Origin of the sequence: Priestia megaterium, from assembly GCF_041941685.1 — a bacterium.
GTDB classification, from domain to species: domain Bacteria; phylum Bacillota; class Bacilli; order Bacillales; family Bacillaceae_H; genus Priestia; species Priestia megaterium_C.
The window spans coordinates 4156332-4172077 of record NZ_CP130958.1 but is presented as its reverse complement, the minus strand read 5'-3'; the positions used below and the strand labels follow the sequence as shown (position 1 = coordinate 4172077).

Annotated in this window: 19 protein-coding genes and 1 pseudogene; 17 read left to right on the top strand and 3 right to left on the bottom strand. The window is 38.6% G+C overall.

Annotation, left to right across the window (positions count from 1 at the left end; translation table 11 throughout):
- Positions 1-19 precede the first annotated feature (19 nt).
- From hisC to Q5794_RS22000, 14 genes and pseudogenes are all read left to right on the top strand, one after another.
- Positions 20-1123 carry a histidinol-phosphate transaminase gene (hisC, locus tag Q5794_RS22065; RefSeq protein ID WP_214984375.1) on the top strand — a complete coding sequence of 368 codons (1104 nt, stop codon included), beginning with the start codon at positions 20-22 and terminating at the stop codon, positions 1121-1123.
- Between the two features lie 72 nt (positions 1124-1195).
- Positions 1196-2296, top strand: a complete 1101-nt coding sequence (locus Q5794_RS22060; RefSeq protein ID WP_214984376.1) for a prephenate dehydrogenase — start codon at positions 1196-1198, stop codon at positions 2294-2296.
- A 21-nt stretch (positions 2297-2317) separates the two neighbouring features.
- A pseudogene (gene aroA, locus Q5794_RS22055) lies at positions 2318-3606 on the top strand (3-phosphoshikimate 1-carboxyvinyltransferase).
- A gap of 339 nt (positions 3607-3945) precedes the next feature.
- Positions 3946-5202 (top strand): tetratricopeptide repeat protein, encoded by a 1257-nt coding sequence (locus Q5794_RS22050; protein ID WP_374988430.1) that lies wholly within the window; start codon positions 3946-3948, stop codon positions 5200-5202.
- Between the two features lie 97 nt (positions 5203-5299).
- Positions 5300-5845, top strand: a complete 546-nt coding sequence (locus Q5794_RS22045) for a ReoY family proteolytic degradation factor (protein ID WP_013058996.1) — start codon at positions 5300-5302, stop codon at positions 5843-5845.
- 117 nt (positions 5846-5962) lie between these two features.
- Entirely contained in the window at positions 5963-6421 is a 459-nt protein-coding gene (locus Q5794_RS22040) for a YpiF family protein (protein ID WP_225049502.1), read from the top strand.
- Positions 6422-6624: 203 nt separating this feature from the next.
- The gene (locus Q5794_RS22035; protein ID WP_013058993.1) at positions 6625-7125 is read left to right on the top strand and encodes a ubiquinol-cytochrome c reductase iron-sulfur subunit; all 501 of its coding nucleotides are present in this window, start codon (positions 6625-6627) and stop codon (positions 7123-7125) included.
- 3 nt (positions 7126-7128) lie between these two features.
- Entirely contained in the window at positions 7129-7803 is a 675-nt protein-coding gene (gene qcrB, locus Q5794_RS22030) for a menaquinol-cytochrome c reductase cytochrome b subunit (RefSeq protein WP_098599811.1), read from the top strand.
- 110 nt (positions 7804-7913) lie between these two features.
- Positions 7914-8681, top strand: a complete 768-nt coding sequence (locus Q5794_RS22025; protein ID WP_374988429.1) for a c-type cytochrome — start codon at positions 7914-7916, stop codon at positions 8679-8681.
- Positions 8682-8814: 133 nt separating this feature from the next.
- Positions 8815-9402 (top strand): DUF1405 domain-containing protein, encoded by a 588-nt coding sequence (locus tag Q5794_RS22020; RefSeq protein ID WP_013058990.1) that lies wholly within the window; start codon positions 8815-8817, stop codon positions 9400-9402.
- A gap of 82 nt (positions 9403-9484) precedes the next feature.
- Entirely contained in the window at positions 9485-9895 is a 411-nt protein-coding gene (locus Q5794_RS22015; RefSeq protein WP_013058989.1) for a YlbD family protein, read from the top strand.
- A 5-nt stretch (positions 9896-9900) separates the two neighbouring features.
- The gene (locus tag Q5794_RS22010) at positions 9901-10137 is read left to right on the top strand and encodes a YlbE-like family protein (RefSeq protein WP_013058988.1); all 237 of its coding nucleotides are present in this window, start codon (positions 9901-9903) and stop codon (positions 10135-10137) included.
- Positions 10138-10236: 99 nt separating this feature from the next.
- Complete coding sequence (locus Q5794_RS22005; protein WP_214984380.1) at positions 10237-10623, top strand: hypothetical protein; 387 nt, start codon at positions 10237-10239, stop codon at positions 10621-10623.
- A gap of 100 nt (positions 10624-10723) precedes the next feature.
- Positions 10724-11170, top strand: a complete 447-nt coding sequence (locus Q5794_RS22000) for a YlbF family regulator (RefSeq protein WP_028410752.1) — start codon at positions 10724-10726, stop codon at positions 11168-11170.
- Positions 11171-11175: 5 nt separating this feature from the next.
- On the opposite strand, the gene Q5794_RS21995 is transcribed toward Q5794_RS22000, so the two are convergent.
- Positions 11176-11490: a hypothetical protein gene (locus Q5794_RS21995; RefSeq protein WP_129704574.1), complete on the bottom strand. Its 315-nt coding sequence runs from the start codon at positions 11488-11490 to the stop codon at positions 11176-11178.
- A 77-nt stretch (positions 11491-11567) separates the two neighbouring features.
- Between Q5794_RS21995 and Q5794_RS21990 the strand changes: the two genes are divergently transcribed.
- Complete coding sequence (locus tag Q5794_RS21990) at positions 11568-11843, top strand: YlbG family protein (protein WP_013058985.1); 276 nt, start codon at positions 11568-11570, stop codon at positions 11841-11843.
- A gap of 74 nt (positions 11844-11917) precedes the next feature.
- Here the strand turns inward: Q5794_RS21990 and Q5794_RS21985 are convergent, their stop codons facing one another.
- Complete coding sequence (locus tag Q5794_RS21985; RefSeq protein ID WP_214984381.1) at positions 11918-12304, bottom strand: methylthioribose kinase; 387 nt, start codon at positions 12302-12304, stop codon at positions 11918-11920.
- A 612-nt stretch (positions 12305-12916) separates the two neighbouring features.
- On the opposite strand from Q5794_RS21985, the gene rsmD reads away from it, so the two are divergent.
- Both rsmD and coaD read left to right on the top strand, forming a co-directional pair.
- Positions 12917-13486: a 16S rRNA (guanine(966)-N(2))-methyltransferase RsmD gene (rsmD, locus tag Q5794_RS21980; RefSeq protein ID WP_374988428.1), complete on the top strand. Its 570-nt coding sequence runs from the start codon at positions 12917-12919 to the stop codon at positions 13484-13486.
- A 35-nt stretch (positions 13487-13521) separates the two neighbouring features.
- Positions 13522-14016 (top strand): pantetheine-phosphate adenylyltransferase, encoded by a 495-nt coding sequence (gene coaD / locus Q5794_RS21975; RefSeq protein WP_192996179.1) that lies wholly within the window; start codon positions 13522-13524, stop codon positions 14014-14016.
- Between the two features lie 58 nt (positions 14017-14074).
- Here coaD and ylbJ read toward each other — a convergent pair whose 3' ends face one another.
- The gene (gene ylbJ / locus Q5794_RS21970; RefSeq protein WP_214984382.1) at positions 14075-15283 is read right to left on the bottom strand and encodes a sporulation integral membrane protein YlbJ; all 1209 of its coding nucleotides are present in this window, start codon (positions 15281-15283) and stop codon (positions 14075-14077) included.
- Positions 15284-15746: the final 463 nt, after the last annotated feature.

The following is a 15746-nucleotide window of genomic DNA, read 5'->3' as shown; positions in this document are numbered from 1 at the left end:
AAATGCGAGGTGTAACACGTTGAAGGTAAAAGAACAATTACTAACTTTATCTCCATATAAACCAGGTAAGCCAATTGAAGAAGTAAAGCGTGAATTTAATTTAGATCGCGTTGTAAAATTAGCGTCTAATGAAAATCCTTACGGCAGTTCTGCTTTAGTAAAAGAGGCGATTGCTGCAGAAATCGAAAATATGGCGCTTTATCCAGACGGCTATGCAGCTGAACTGCGTGCAGCAGTAGCAAAGCACGTAGGCGTAGAGCAAGATCAGCTGATTTTTGGAAATGGGTCTGATGAAGTCATTCAAATTATTTGCCGAGCTTTGCTATCGGCTGATACAAATACTGTCATGCCGACGCCGTCATTTCCTCAATATAAGCACAATGCCGTAATTGAAGGTGCAGAAATTCGTGAAGTACCGCTGCGCGGCGGAGATCATGATTTAGATGCTATGCTTCGTGCAATTGATGAAAATACGACAATTGTATGGGTATGCAGTCCTAATAATCCAACGGGAACGTATGTGAAGGGCGATGAGTTAATTTCTTTTATGAAACAAGTTCCTAAGCATACGTTAATCGTAATGGATGAAGCCTATTTTGAGTATGCAGCAGACCAAGCCGACTACCCGAATACGGTAGAGTTTTTGAATGAATATGAAAACTTAATTGTACTTCGTACATTTTCAAAAGCATACGGCTTAGCTTCTTTGCGCATTGGTTACGGTATTGCAAACGAATCATTGCTACAAAAAATTGAGCCGGCTCGTGAACCTTTTAATACAAGCCGCATGGCTCAAAAAGCAGCAATCGTTGCTCTTGAAGACCAAGCGTTCATTGAAGAGTGTAAAAAGAAAAATGAAGAAGGCTTGCAGCAATACTATGCTTTCTGTGATAAGAATGGCTTAAACTATTATCCGTCTTTCACTAATTTTGTTCTAATTGATTTTGGGCGTCAAGGCGATGACGTGTTTCAATTTTTATTGCAACGCGGATTTATTGTTCGTTCAGGGAACGCATTAGGCTTCCCAACTTCCGTTCGTATTACAGTGGGAACAAAAGAACAAAATGAACAAATCATTGAATTGCTTCAGCAGTTTGTTAACCAAGCAGCAGCGAAAGCTTAATACCTAATATAGTAAAAGATGAGAGTGTGATTTCACACTCTCATCTTCATATGTACAATGAGGTGAAGGAAAGTGAAAGAAAATGTTTTTGTTATAGGTCTGGGGTTAATTGGAGGATCGCTGGCACTTAATATAAAAAAGACGCACCATCATCTTGATGTAATAGGTTTTGACATTAATCAAGAGCAGCTGGAGCTAGCCAAAACCCTAGGTGTAATTGACCAAGCGGCTTCTTCTTTACAACAAGGCGCGGAGCAAGCGGATTATATTGTTATTGCCATTCCGGTCACTCAAGCAGCTGAAGTGCTAAAACAGTTAGAACATTTTACGCTCAAACAGTCTGTTATCGTCACAGACGTAGGAAGTACAAAAGAAGAGGTAGTGAAGACAGCGGAAGCTCTTATTGCTAAAGGCATTGAGTTTATCGGCGGTCACCCAATGGCTGGGTCTCATAAAAGCGGAGTAGCTGCTTCTAAAGCTCATTTATTTGAAAATGCAATGTATGTATTGACACCTTCATCTTCTACTTCTTCGGAGGCTTTAGACAGTTTAAAGGAATTGCTAAGTGGTACAAAAGCTAAAATTATTGTGATGTCACCAAAAGAACATGATAAATTAGCGGGTGTCATCAGCCATTTTCCTCATATTATTGCTGCAAGCCTTGTTCATCAAGCAGAATATTACCAACAAGACAACCATCTAGTTTCGCAGCTTGCAGCTGGAGGGTTTCGTGATATTACACGTATTGCTTCAAGCAGTCCAGCGATGTGGAGAGATATTTTGCTTCATAACCAGGATGCGCTTCTTTCAATGTTTGACCACTGGCTTGAAGAAATGAATGACGTGCGAAATATGATCGAACGAAAAGACGCGACCGATATCTATACATATTTTTCACAAGCAAAACAATTTAGAGATCAGCTTCCTGTACGAACCAAAGGAGCGATTCCATCCTTTTATGATCTCTATGTGGATGTTCCTGACTATCCGGGGATTATTTCAGAAGTAACGGGTTATTTAGCAGAAGATGAAATTAGTATTACAAACATTCGAATTTTAGAAACACGAGAAGACATATACGGAGTATTACGTTTGAGCTTTCAAACAGAGGAAGATAGAAAGCGGGCAAGAGCGTGTCTCCATCAGCATCAATATCAGACGTTTATTTCTTAATGTACGAAAGGTGTGAATGAAATGAGTGGAAAACAATTAAAAACTAATCTTTCATCTCTCCAAGGAGAAATTTCTATTCCTGGAGATAAATCGATTTCTCACAGAGCTGTGATGTTCGGAGCGATGGCAGAAGGGAAAACAACGATTAATCATTTTTTAGCAGGGGAAGATTGCTTAAGTACGATTTCGTGTTTTGAAAAGATGGGCGTATCGATTAAAAGAGAAGGCGAGTATGTCGAAGTGGAAGGTAAAGGTATCGAAGGGTTAAGTGAACCTACTTCCATCCTAGATGTAGGAAATTCAGGAACGACTACTCGTTTAATGCTTGGGATTCTTGCAGGTGTGCCATTTCATACGTCTCTAATTGGAGATGAGTCGATTGCCAAGCGTCCTATGAGCCGCGTTACGGTGCCCCTGCGCTCTATGGGTGCAAAGATTGATGGGCGTGAGCACGGCCAATATACGCCTTTATCCACTCGAGGAGGAGCTTTAAAAGCAATTCATTACCATTCTCCTGTAGCAAGTGCACAAGTGAAATCAGCGATTTTACTAGCGGGACTTCATGCGGAAGGCACAACAAAAGTAACCGAGCCTTTTACATCACGGGACCATACAGAGCGTATGCTTCGCGCCTTTGGAGTAGACGTAGAGGTAGATGGAACGACTGTAAGCATTGAAGGAGGACAATCTCTGCGCGGAACGGATGTATACGTACCTGGTGACATTTCTTCAGCCGCGTTCTTTCTTGTTGCAGGAGCCATTGTTCCAAACAGCCGAATCGTTTTGAAAAACGTCGGACTCAATCCTACAAGAACAGGTATTATTGATGTGCTTGAGCAAATGGGTGCACGCCTTACAATTTCTAATGAACGTATTCAAAATGGAGAGCCTATTGGCGATTTGACGATTGAAACGTCTCAGTTGAAAGGGATTGAAATTGGGGGGATTTAATTCCTCGTTTAATTGATGAAATTCCAGTGATCGCTCTTTTGGCGACTCAGGCGAATGGGAAAACAGTTATTAAAGATGCCGAAGAATTAAAAGTAAAAGAAACGAACCGTATCGATACGGTTGCAAGGGAGTTAAGCAAGCTCGGTGCCTCTGTTACTCCAACAGCTGATGGCCTCATCATTGAAGGCAAGACGGCTCTACAAAGCGGTGAAGTAGACAGCTATGGAGATCATCGAATTGGAATGATGCTTGCGGTCGCAGCAGCCATTGCAACGGGAGAGGTAACACTAATGAGAAGTGAAGCTATTCACGTCTCCTATCCTACTTTTTTTGAAGATCTTGATAAACTAAGCGAATAAGAAAGAGGCTGGAACAAACGCATTTTGGTTGAAGGAAAATCCGAACGATGAATTGATATTCTTGATAGAGAATCAAACTCGTTCGGATTTTTATTGTTAGGGTGAACGTAGGTCTCATGTATGTAGGTGCTTCTAGCTGTTGATTAATGTAGTCATGTCTCAATCTCGTTTTTATTCGAAAAATGCAAGCGTATTCAAATTGATTTGTTGAACAAACGCTCAAACTATTTTATCATGGTGTATAGAAGCGTGTGTTCTTGCTTCGGTTTGGAAAAATAGAAAATTAATTCGTTTTATTTGTATATAAAAAGTGAATGTAATAATAAAGGAGAATTGTGTGTGAAAGAACTAGACCGCGCGATAGGTTACGTAGAATCCAATGAAATTGAAAAAGGTCTTGCCCTTATTCATGAATTGAAAGATAAAGCTACAGACGAAGAAAAATTTTTAATGGCTGAACAGCTTCAGGAGTGGGGGCTAGTAAATGATGCGCTGCCTTTAATAGACGAGCTCATCGCTAAATATCCAGAAGAAGGCGAGTTGTATTTATTAAAAGCTGAAATGCTTATTGATTTAGAAGAAGAAGAAGAAGCAATTCATATTTTAAATCAAATTAGTAGCGAAGATGATAACTACGTGCCAGCTCTGCTTCTTGTAGCTGACTTATATCAAATGCAAGGCCTTAGTGAAGTAAGTGAGCAAAAGTTAATGGAAGCGAAAAAAATGCTTCCAAATGAGCCGGTTATAGATTTTGGGCTCGGTGAATTTTACAGCAGTCAAGGAATTTATCAAAAGGCGATTCCTTTTTATCAAACGCTGCTAAAAACAGAAAAAGAATTTAACGGCACGGATCTTCGTCAGCGATTAGCTGAAAGTTTAGCAGGTATCGGCCAGTTCGAAGAAGCGCTTCCTTACTTTGATCAAGCGCTGAAAGATAAGCTTGAGATTAACACACTATTTGAATATGCGATTTCAGCGTATCAAGCAGGTCATTATCAGACCGCTATTGAAAAGTTCACAGAACTAAAAGAGCTAGACCGTGAGTACCATTCTCTTTATTTATATTTAGCAAAATCATATGAACATGAAGAGATGCTAGAAGAGGCTGCGGTGGCTGTCAACGAAGGTATTGCGCAGGATGAATTTCAAAAAGAACTTTACTTTTTTAAAGGGAAGATAGCATTAAAGCGCGGTCTAGAAGAAGAGGCTGAATCGGCATTTCAACAAGCGATTGCACTAGATCCAGGGTATATTGAAGCCATTTTAACTCTCTCTAAACTTTATATGAGTCAAGGGAGATATGAAGATGTAGTAGAGAATATCGAGCACGCCAAAGAATATAATGAGCATGACCCTCATTTTGAATGGGATTTAGCAAAAGCTCACCAGGAATTAGAAAATTATGAAGAAGCGCTAAAATACTACGAATCTGCATACACTGTTTTTAAAGAAGAGTATGCGTTTTTAGAAGAGTATGGCTACTTCTTATTAGAAGAAGGACAGCGCTCAAAAGCGAAGGGGATTTTCCAAGCCTTATTAGCAATGGATCCAACAGTAGATGAAATTCAAGACATATTATTTCAATTAGAAGAATAAATAATAGTTCAGAGGATTTTATTGCTGCCGTGTGGAATAAATAACTGTAAAAGGTGTTTTAACTGAGAGTTTAAACACAGAGGAGGGAAGTGAGAATATGACGACCCCTGTTACTGTCAACGAGAAAAAAGAATTTGTTCGCTGGTTTTTAACGAATTATCAGCTGAAGCGAAGAGAATGTGTATGGATTTTAAATTATTTGATGAGCCATGATCAATTGATGAAACGAGTTCACTTCGTTGAGCAAGCACAGTTTTGTCCTCGCGGGATGGTGATGTCTACGCACTGTGTGGAAGACCCTCCATTTCGTTTTTATAAAGAAAATATCATGACAACCGATGCAGAAAAATCATTTCATGATATTCGTTTGAATCGAGAAGAAGACATTTATATTCAATTAAACTTCCGATCGTTGTATTCATCGCCTCAATATGTGGCTGTACTGGAAGACAATCCGTATATGCCAAAAGCTAATCAAACAAATGAAAAAGACAGAGTATTAGCTGAGCAAATATTGGAAGAATCTATTCAGAAGTTTCAGCGATCAAAAATCATGGAACTAATTGATAAAGCATTAGATGAAAACGATAAAGAGGAATTTCAGCGCTTAAGCGAATATTTAAATAACCATTATGTACAGTAGATAAACGAGGGATTGGCTAGCTTCTTAGAAAAAGGTCAATCTCTTTTTTTATCTCCTTATTCATTTTGGAAAATAAATAAGACAAGCTTTAGCAGGCTTGCTGAGAGGAGAAGGAAGTTGAAGCTTCAGGCCAAGGAAATGGATGTGTACCTACAATCCAAAAGTTATGTTGATACCGTATTGGTTCCACTCATTCCGATTGATTTCGGAGAAGATTTAAAGCTTACTGCATCTATGAGTGAATATACGACTGCTCTTACTGAAGAGTTAGAGAGGCAATTTAAAGGAAGAGTGATTTTAACACCTAGTTTTACATACTTAAAAAAAGATGGAGTAGCTGCTGTTTATGAAACATTACTTCGTTGGAATGAGCATATAAATGACAATGAAGTCAAACATCTTTTTGTGCTTACTAGCGATCGAGACTGGCTGCAGTTTGAAAAAGAAATAGGGGCGCACTGCATTTGGATACCTGCTTTACCGCTTGAGCATATAGATGAGTCGCATAAGTATACGCTCATACATGAACAAGTTCAACAGCTCTTACCGATTTTTGTAGAGAAATGGAGTGTTTAAAAAGACTGTAGAATAAGTAATGGAAGCGCAAACAAAATAATGACGAAAAATTTAGAAAAATAAAGATTATTTCCATGTTTTAGGTTTTTATTGTATTGACCTTCCAGAAATATTAATATATCATGATTATGTCCTAGTTTAATAGAATGGTTCATCATGTGTCCAAAATTCTCTGGACTGAACTTTTTTAAAGGGGGAAAAGCATGGGTGATCGGGTATCAAGACGACAGTTTTTAAACTATACGCTCACTGGTGTAGGGGGATTCATGGCTGCTGGAATGTTAATGCCAATGGTGCGCTTTGCAGTAGATCCAATTTTAGAAAAAGAAGCGGGTCAGGATTTAGTAGCTGTAGCGCAGGTTAAAGACATTACAAAAGAGCCGAAACGTGTCGATTTTAAAATCAAGCAAGTGGATGCGTGGCATAAATCAGAAGAGCCAAGATCGGCTTGGGTGTACAAAACTGATAAAGGTGAAATCGTCGCGCTATCACCAATTTGTAAGCATTTAGGCTGTACGGTTAACTGGGCTGGTGACAAAAACTATCCACACCGTTTCTACTGCCCTTGTCATGGGGGAATGTATGAAAAAAGCGGTAAAAATGTACCGGGGACACCACCGATGGGACCGTTAGATGTATACGTTCAAAAAGTAAAAGGCGGTACGTTATATCTAGGAAAAGCCAAACCACAAGGAGGGGCATAGAAAATGTTGAATAAAATCTATGACTGGGTGGATGAACGGCTAGATATTACTCCTTTATGGCGAGATGTGGCCGATCATGAAGTGCCAGAGCATGTAAATCCTGCACATCACTTTTCAGCATTTGTGTATTGTTTTGGTGGATTAACGTTTTTTGTTACCGTTATTCAAATTTTATCAGGCATGTTTTTAACCATGTATTATGTACCAGATATAAAAAATGCATGGGAATCTGTTTATTATTTGCAAAATGAAGTCGCTTTCGGACAAATTGTTCGAGGTATGCATCACTGGGGAGCAAGTTTGGTTATCGTCATGATGTTTTTACATACACTTCGTGTTTTCTTCCAAGGAGCATACAAAAAACCCCGCGAGTTAAACTGGGTTGTGGGTGTGTTAATTTTCTTTGTTATGTTAGGTTTAGGTTTTACAGGTTATTTGTTGCCGTGGGATATGAAAGCGCTATTTGCAACGAAAGTAGGTTTGCAAATTGCTGAATCCACACCAATTATAGGCCAGCAAGTGAAGACATTACTCTCAGGACATCCAGACATCGTTGGTGCTCAAACACTAACTCGCTTTTTCGCCATTCACGTATTCTTTTTACCCGGAGCCCTACTTGGCTTAATGGGTGCCCACTTCTTAATGATTCGTAAACAAGGAATTTCAGGACCACTATAAAATTTTATACGCTTTATTCAAGTATTCAATCACACTAGTCATCATATGCATCAAGCACATACTCCGTTGTTAGTACTTTCACTAGAACAGTGAGAAAAAGGAGGGAGAACATGCATCGTGGTAAAGGGATGAAGTTTGTTGGAGATTCACGTGTTCCTGCAGAACGAAAACCCAATATTCCAAAAGATTACTCTGAATTTCCAGGGAAAACAGAAGCATTCTGGCCAAACTTTTTACTAAAAGAATGGATGGTAGGGGCAGTTTTTTTAATCGGTTATCTATGTTTAACCATCGCTCATCCATCTCCTCTTGAACGTATTGCCGATCCGACTGATACGGGGTACTTGCCTCTTCCTGACTGGTATTTTTTGTTCCTATATCAATTGCTTAAATATTCATTTGCTTCTGGTCCATATAATATTATAGGTGCATTTATTATTCCAGGGATTGCATTTGGCGCATTAACGCTTGCTCCGTTCATTGATCGAGGACCAGAAAGAAGACCAGCTAAGAGGCCGTTTGCAACAGGATTCATGCTTTTGGCTATAGCAGCAGTCTATTTCCTAACGTGGCAATCAGCGACACAGGTGGACTGGAAAGCACGTGAAGAGCAAGGGAAAATTAGAGAAGAAGTAGCGATTGACAAAAATTCAGAAGGCTACAAAATCATGCAAAAGCAAACGTGCTTAACCTGTCATGGTGATAACTTACAGGGAGGTCCTGCAGCTCCGGCTTTAACAGGAATTGATTTATCTCCTGAGGAAATCGCCAAGATCGCAAAAAATGGTAGAGGCAATATGCCAAAAGGTGTTTTCAAAGGTTCAGATAAAGAATTGAAAACGCTCTCGGAGTTTGTCGGCAACCTAGGAAAAGAATAATGAAAACCAGCCAAAGGGCTGGTTTTTTTGAATTTGTTTAATGCTGTGTTTTACATCAATGAGATAGATGCTTGCTATTGTCCAAAAACTGTACATAATAAAGAAGAGAGCAAATGTAAAGGAGACTTTCTAAATGGCTTGGTTATGGTATACCTTAAAAGATAAGCGTTTTTTAACGCTTTTGCTAATTGTGAATATATTAGGAACAATCTACGGATATATTTGGTATGGAAGTCAATTAGCGGAAACACCTAAGAAGTTTTTATTATTTGTGCCTGATAGTCCAACGGCAAGCTTGTTTTTTGTTATTGTACTTATCGGTCTTTTACTTGGAAAGCATTTTTCACTGTTTGAAGCTTTAGCAATGATCACGCTGTTTAAATACGGGATTTGGGCCGTCGTAATGAATGTATTGGTCTATGTGCTAACAGGATACATTGATTGGATGATGCTTATGTTAATGGCTTCTCATGCAGCAATGGCTTTTCAAGGGCTTTTGTACGTACCGTTTTACCGGATTAAATTATGGCATGTAGCTGTTGCCGCTGTATGGGCTGTACATAATGATATCATTGATTACGTTTTTTCTATGATGCCAAGATACAGCATGCTCAATGCGTATATGTCTGAAATTGGTTATTTTACATTTTGGCTAAGCATTTTATCTATTTTCATTACATACTGGTTCACAGTTCGTGCTTCTTCAAAAAAACAGCTATAAAAATTTTTTGAAATAGGCGCACGAAACGAGCTCTCTTTTTCTAAGATATAGTAGGCTATATTTAAGTATGAGGTGAGTGACTGTGAAGGAAACCAAACGAGAGCTTCATCCGTCCGTTGTGGAATTTAAACAATTTGTAAAATCACATCCCAAATTAGTAGAACAGGTTCGAAAGCAGCAAAAAACGTGGAAAGAGCTTTATGAAGATTGGTATTTATTCGGTGCAGAAGATCCAATGTGGGAGGCATATCGTTCAGAAGAAAGTGCAAAGGCTGAACCAGCTGCTGCAACAGAGGAGAAAAAAGATATTATGGGTACAATTGTATCCTCGCTGAAAAACATGGACTTGAATCAAATGCAAAATCATATCACAAATGTAAATTCAGCTATTTCCAATATTCAACAAGTACTGCAGCAATTTCAGCCATCTAAGCCATCCGGTGGAGGAGCAGCTTCCGGGCCAGGGAATCCATTTGGCTTTAGGAAAGATTAAACGCAATGAGAAAAGATATATACGAGTATATGCAGTCTCGTCCTAAACTCAACGACTTCGTTCGTGAACAGCCAATGTGGTACCGGCGTTTATCTAGAAATCCTGAAGAACTGGAGAAATTTGAATTAGAATCCAAGCACTACTACAAACAAACGATTCCTCATAAAGTCGAAAAGTTTTCGAATTCGATTCAAATGGCAAACATGATGTTTCATATGTTTCAGTCCATGAAAAATCAATGATCTCTGCATACATAGCGATGCAGAGATTTTTGCACGTCATGAGTAAAAATAAAGAGTTTGTAAACACTATGGAGAAACGAATGATAAAGGAATGGTATTATGCGCTTACTATTAACGACGGCCTTATGTGTAGTTTCTCTGCTAGGATGCAACCATGATAAACCAAAACCTGAAACTAAAATTTCCTCTCAACCGCGGGCAGCTGAAATGTTTGGTGCAATGAATACAAAACCTTCACTGATGGTACACCAGCATGTGAAAGGACAAAATGTATACGTCGAATGTATTCTAAGCGGGTTTTCATTTTCAACAGAGAGTGGATTCCTTCAAATCACAGTAGATGGAAAACCATTTAAAGAAATGAAGCAAGCAGCCTTTGTTTTAAGTGATCTTCCAAAAGGATCTCATACTGTTACGATTGAACTGATGAAATCTAAAGAAGAAAGTTATCAAGTGAGGAATACCTTTACGGTTGAAATTATATAGTTAAAAAGTAGAACTTGTAGTAAATCAGTGTAAGCTGTTTTAGCAAGTTCTTTTTCTTTAGATCCAAAACGTGATAAGATAAAAACGGAGGTGCACAGCCATGCTGACAACAATGAGAACTGTTGAATTACTCGATGAGTCTGATCACGTAGCGAACATGGTGTTACAATCAGACGTAGCCGAGAACTATCGTCAATGTTTATATAGATTAAATAAAGATTCACATGCACAGGCATTAATTGCTGAATTTGTGAAAATAAAGGAACAGTATGAGGATGTTCAGCGATTTGGAAAATATCATCCTGATTATAAAACCATTACGAGACAAGTACGTGATGTAAAGCGTCAAGTTGATTTACACGCGACAATCGCTGCGTTCAAAAAAGCAGAAAATGAATTACAAAAGCTGCTTGATGAAATTAGCGTTATCCTTGGTCAAGCTGTTTCAGAACACGTGAAAGTACCGACGGGAAATCCGTTTTTCGATACGGGAAGCAGCTGCGGCGGTGGCTGCGGATCTGGTGGAAGCTGTGGGTGCAGCGCATAAGCCGTTCACTGTATAAATCGAACGCAATCAGCACAGGAATTTCCGCAGCAGGCCATTTTACGCTGTGGAACGTAAAACCTGTGCTGATAAACATAAGTAAGATGCTGACTTCTGACAAAAGTTGAGCGCCACGTAGCATTTGTATTGGATGTAGCAAAAATAGATGAAGCTTCTAGAAGCTCATCTATTTTTCTACGCTTAATTGATGTGTTTATATACAAAAAGGGTATATTTGTGATTTTTTTGAAAATGACTTGTTCAATAGCTCTGTGCTCGTTAAAATGAGTAAGAAAGAGCATCCAGATATCATCTAAATTCATACATAAAGCACCTACTTCATATAAAAGAATTTATGATAAAGAAAACCAATATAACGTATGCAAAAGGGGAACTAAATATGTTTGTTGAACGTCAAGGAATTGTGGCGTATGTGCATTCTGTTAAGCAAGCAAAAGCATTGCGAAAGTACGGAAATGTACATTACGTATCTAAAGAATTAAAGTATGTTGTCTTATATTGCAACCAAGATGGCATTGAAAAAACAATCCATAAACTTCAGTCTCTACCTTTTGTGAAGAAAGTAGATCCTTCTTATCGGCCGTTTTTAAAAACAGAATTCGAAAATTCAAAGCCGGATAAGGCGAAGGAATATGACTATAAGATAGGAATTTAAACAAAAAAGGAATGTGATGCACATTCCTTTTTTTATTTTACTTGCCCTTAGCAAATGAATAGGCAGGGATGAGATTATTGCATTGGTGGAATAAAGCGGTTCATTCGCAAAATTCCAATAAGGTGCTGATAGTATAGTGCTGTTTCTGGAAATGTAGTAGATGGTTTGACATCGAGTACCACAAGTTCTTTTCCCGCTTCCTCAGCAGCTTGTTTAAATAACTCAACGCGCTTGCTGTCGTTTTGTTTTAAAACAATTCCTTCTCGGCAAACGTAAAGCGGTTGGAAATTCCCTTCAGCTGTTGGATGCAAGACAGCGACAAAAGAAGCTACTTGTCGATCTTCTTTTACTGTTCGCAGCATAATAAGATGAGCAAGACGGTGTTTGTTGCTTTTGACAATCTCTAACAGCTCATAAATATCTGAATACCCTTCTCCGAGCTCAATAAAACGCTGAATCATATGTATTTCCCCCTTTATGTATTAAAAAAGCAAACTCACGTAGTTTAATGTATCACTGAATATTTTAAGAGTAAATAAAAAAATCCCTACAACTACTCATTGTAGGGCCCTTCAATAAAGGGGTGTAATCACCTCTGCGATTACAAGCACCTTGATGAAGGCAAAGGGAGAGGAGAAACCGGAGGAAGAACTTATGGGGAAACGTAAGTCTTCTCCGCGGTTGGCAACAACATCGGTTAGATGATGTTGTTACTAGTAAGTATGTCCGTTTTAAACGTTCATATACCTGTCTTGTGAAATTCACTTTTTAATACATAAAAGACTGATAACATGACAGAGGAAAAGGGTAAATTTACGTTTATTATGACATATTAAAGTAAAGGAATTCTTCTATGAACGAAATGCCGAATGATCTTCATAGGTGTATCTTTTAGAAAAGAATCAGTGTATCTAAGGACACGGTCGTAAAAGTCCAGCATAAAAGCAAGCTGCTGGGTTATTGCACAGAATGTATACAGCATTGAATAAATTGAGGATTTTTGCTAGTCTTTGTAATTCAAAATATGTTAGGATAATGAAGAATAAGGAAGTAAAAGTAAGGTAGTGATAAGGATGAGAGTAGTAGCAGGTTTATATAAAGGCCATGCGTTAAAGGCGGTTCCAGGATACTCAACCCGCCCTACAACAGATAAGGTGAAAGAAGCTATTTTTAATATGATTGGACCGTTTTTTGAAGGTGGAACAGCTCTTGATTTGTTCGGTGGAAGCGGTGGCTTGGGAATTGAAGCTCTAAGCCGAGGAATAGATAAAGTCATTTTTGTGGATCGGGATGGCAAAGCGATTCAGACGATTAAAGCCAATCTAGCATCTTGCCGGTTAGAAGACCGCGCTGAAGTGTATCGAAATGATGCAGAACGTGCACTGAAAGCGATAAAGAAAAGGGAGCTGACTGTCGATTTACTTTTGCTTGATCCACCGTATAAAGCACAAAAGTTGAAAGCGCTTATCGAAATGGTAAGTGAAGAAAACCTTCTGGAAAAAACAGGGATTATTGTAGCGGAGCATTCTCATGATGTACAGTTAGATAATGAGATTGGTTTATTTGAAAAAATAAAAAGCGAAACGTACGGTATCATTGGTGTTTCTATTTATACATACAAAAAAGAAGAATCAGTTGACTAAATCAATGAGCTGTTAGATGTAGAAAGGGGATACGTATGGGCAGTATAGCTGTTTGTCCAGGAAGCTTTGATCCAGTTACAAATGGGCATTTTGATATTATTAAACGAGGCGCAAGTGTATTTGATACGATTTATGTGGTTGTTTTAAATAACTCTTCAAAAAGTCCTCTATTTACAGGGGAAGAGCGAGTAGCTTTGCTGAAAGAAGTAACAAAATCACTTCCTAATGTGGTAGTAGAGTCGTACAGCGGATTATTAATGGAATATGCAAAAGAAAAGCAGGCAAAAACCATTTTAAGAGGTTTGCGTGCAGTATCGGATTTTGAGTACGAAATGCAAATCACATCTGTAAATCGCGTATTAGATAAAGAAATCGAAACGTTATTTATGATGACAAATAATCAATACTCGTTTTTAAGTTCTAGTATTGTAAAAGAAGTAGCTAAATATGGCGGGAATATTTCTGAATTAGTTCCTCCCCCTGTTAGAGAAGCGCTTGCGGAAAAATTTGAACAGCTGTCTCAAAAATAAGATAAAAAAGAACGTGACGTTTTCTTTGTTGATAAGAAAACGTCACGTTCTTTTTTTACTAGGAACGATGAAGAAACGTTCGTTTTGAATATATATAAATATAGCAGCACAGCGTAAAAATCGTTAAGAGCGGACCGTACACGTTTAGCCACTGCGATAGAATCGTAACGGACTCCAAGTGAGAAAAAACCGGCAGTGCTCCTTCAGATGCTTGAAAAGTAGTAATGGATTCTCGAAGAGGACCCCATAGAAAAATAGTGAATACTACCGCAAAACAGCCGTGAAAAATGCGTGCAATAAAAAATGGGAAAAATCGAATATCTGTTTCGGCGAGTATGCTAGCCACTTGTGCTTGAACGGAGAAACCGCTGAAGCCTAATACAAAGCTAACGATGATAATTTGATGAAACAGCAGCGTGTCTGGCGCTTCACTTGCTAGACGGCTTCCTAGCGTGATTTCAAAAAGCCCTGAAATAAAGGGAAGGCTCAGTTCAGTCCCTATATGGCACAGGGAAAATAAATAAGCTAGACCGCTGCTTAAAACGGCCGTGATATGAGTAACATATAAAAGTTTGTTTAATACAGAAAATAAAATGATAAAACCGCCAATCATTAAGAGAGATTGAACAGCAGAAGTAACTGCATCTCCTAGAAGCTTCCCGATAGGACGCTTATCTTTTAAACGCGTTTTATGCATTTCATGAAAAGCTAACGATAAAGAAGGTTTTTGAGTTACTTGTCCTTTCGGTTTTGCTGATCCATAAAAACGCATCACCAGTCCTACACAAATATTCCCTATGTAATGAGAGAGAGCTAATATGATACCGACAGCTGGATTGTGAAAAAAGCCAACTGCCACAGCCCCAAAAATAAAAATAGGGTTAGATGAGTTAGTAAATGATACGAGTCTTTCAGCTTCGATAGCTGTTAGCTGTTTTTCTTGACGCAGCCGGGAAGTGATTTTTGCACCTGAAGGAAAACCAGAAGCCATGCCCATTGCTAAAGCAAAACCACCTACTCCAGGTACTCGGAATAAAGGCCTCATAAACGGCTCTAATATGATCCCAATAAACTTCACTACGCCAAACCCAATAAGCATTTCTGAAACAATAAAAAAGGGCAGCAGAGAAGGAAAGACGACCTTCCACCATGTGTTGAGACCTCTTACTGAACCTTCTAGCGCTTCTTTTGGATATACAATAAGCGCAATAGCGAGAAGCGTTACGCTCGTCCCGAGCAGAAGTGTTTTCACCATCGATTTATTCAACGAACGATTCATCTCCTTTTCTAAGCTCACGTCATTTTGATATGAATGAAATGAGGAGTTTTAGGCAAAGGTACAAGTTCTTCTATATATCAATATACGAAGCTATGCATCGACTTTATGCCTATGAGTAAGGAGAAAATAAATTCATACTGAATAAAAAGGCGTCTTGTCACATTTGGAAATACAATTCATATATATAAATCAATGCACTTCTAGGATAGTCAAGGAGTAAAAAAACGTATACGCAGCAAGCGAAGAGTAAGAATTTCTTAAAACAGCCTTCAGTATAGTATAATGCTTAATAACCACCGTGTATTGAGCAAAACATATCTTTAGCTTCATACTAAATGAACAAATAGAAAATGAAGAATAGTCCTACCGAAGACAGGGCAACAATGATAGAGAAGCTCATCAAATGTTTTTACATTTTTAGAAGTCTATAAGGTCAAACGAGGGGGCAGGT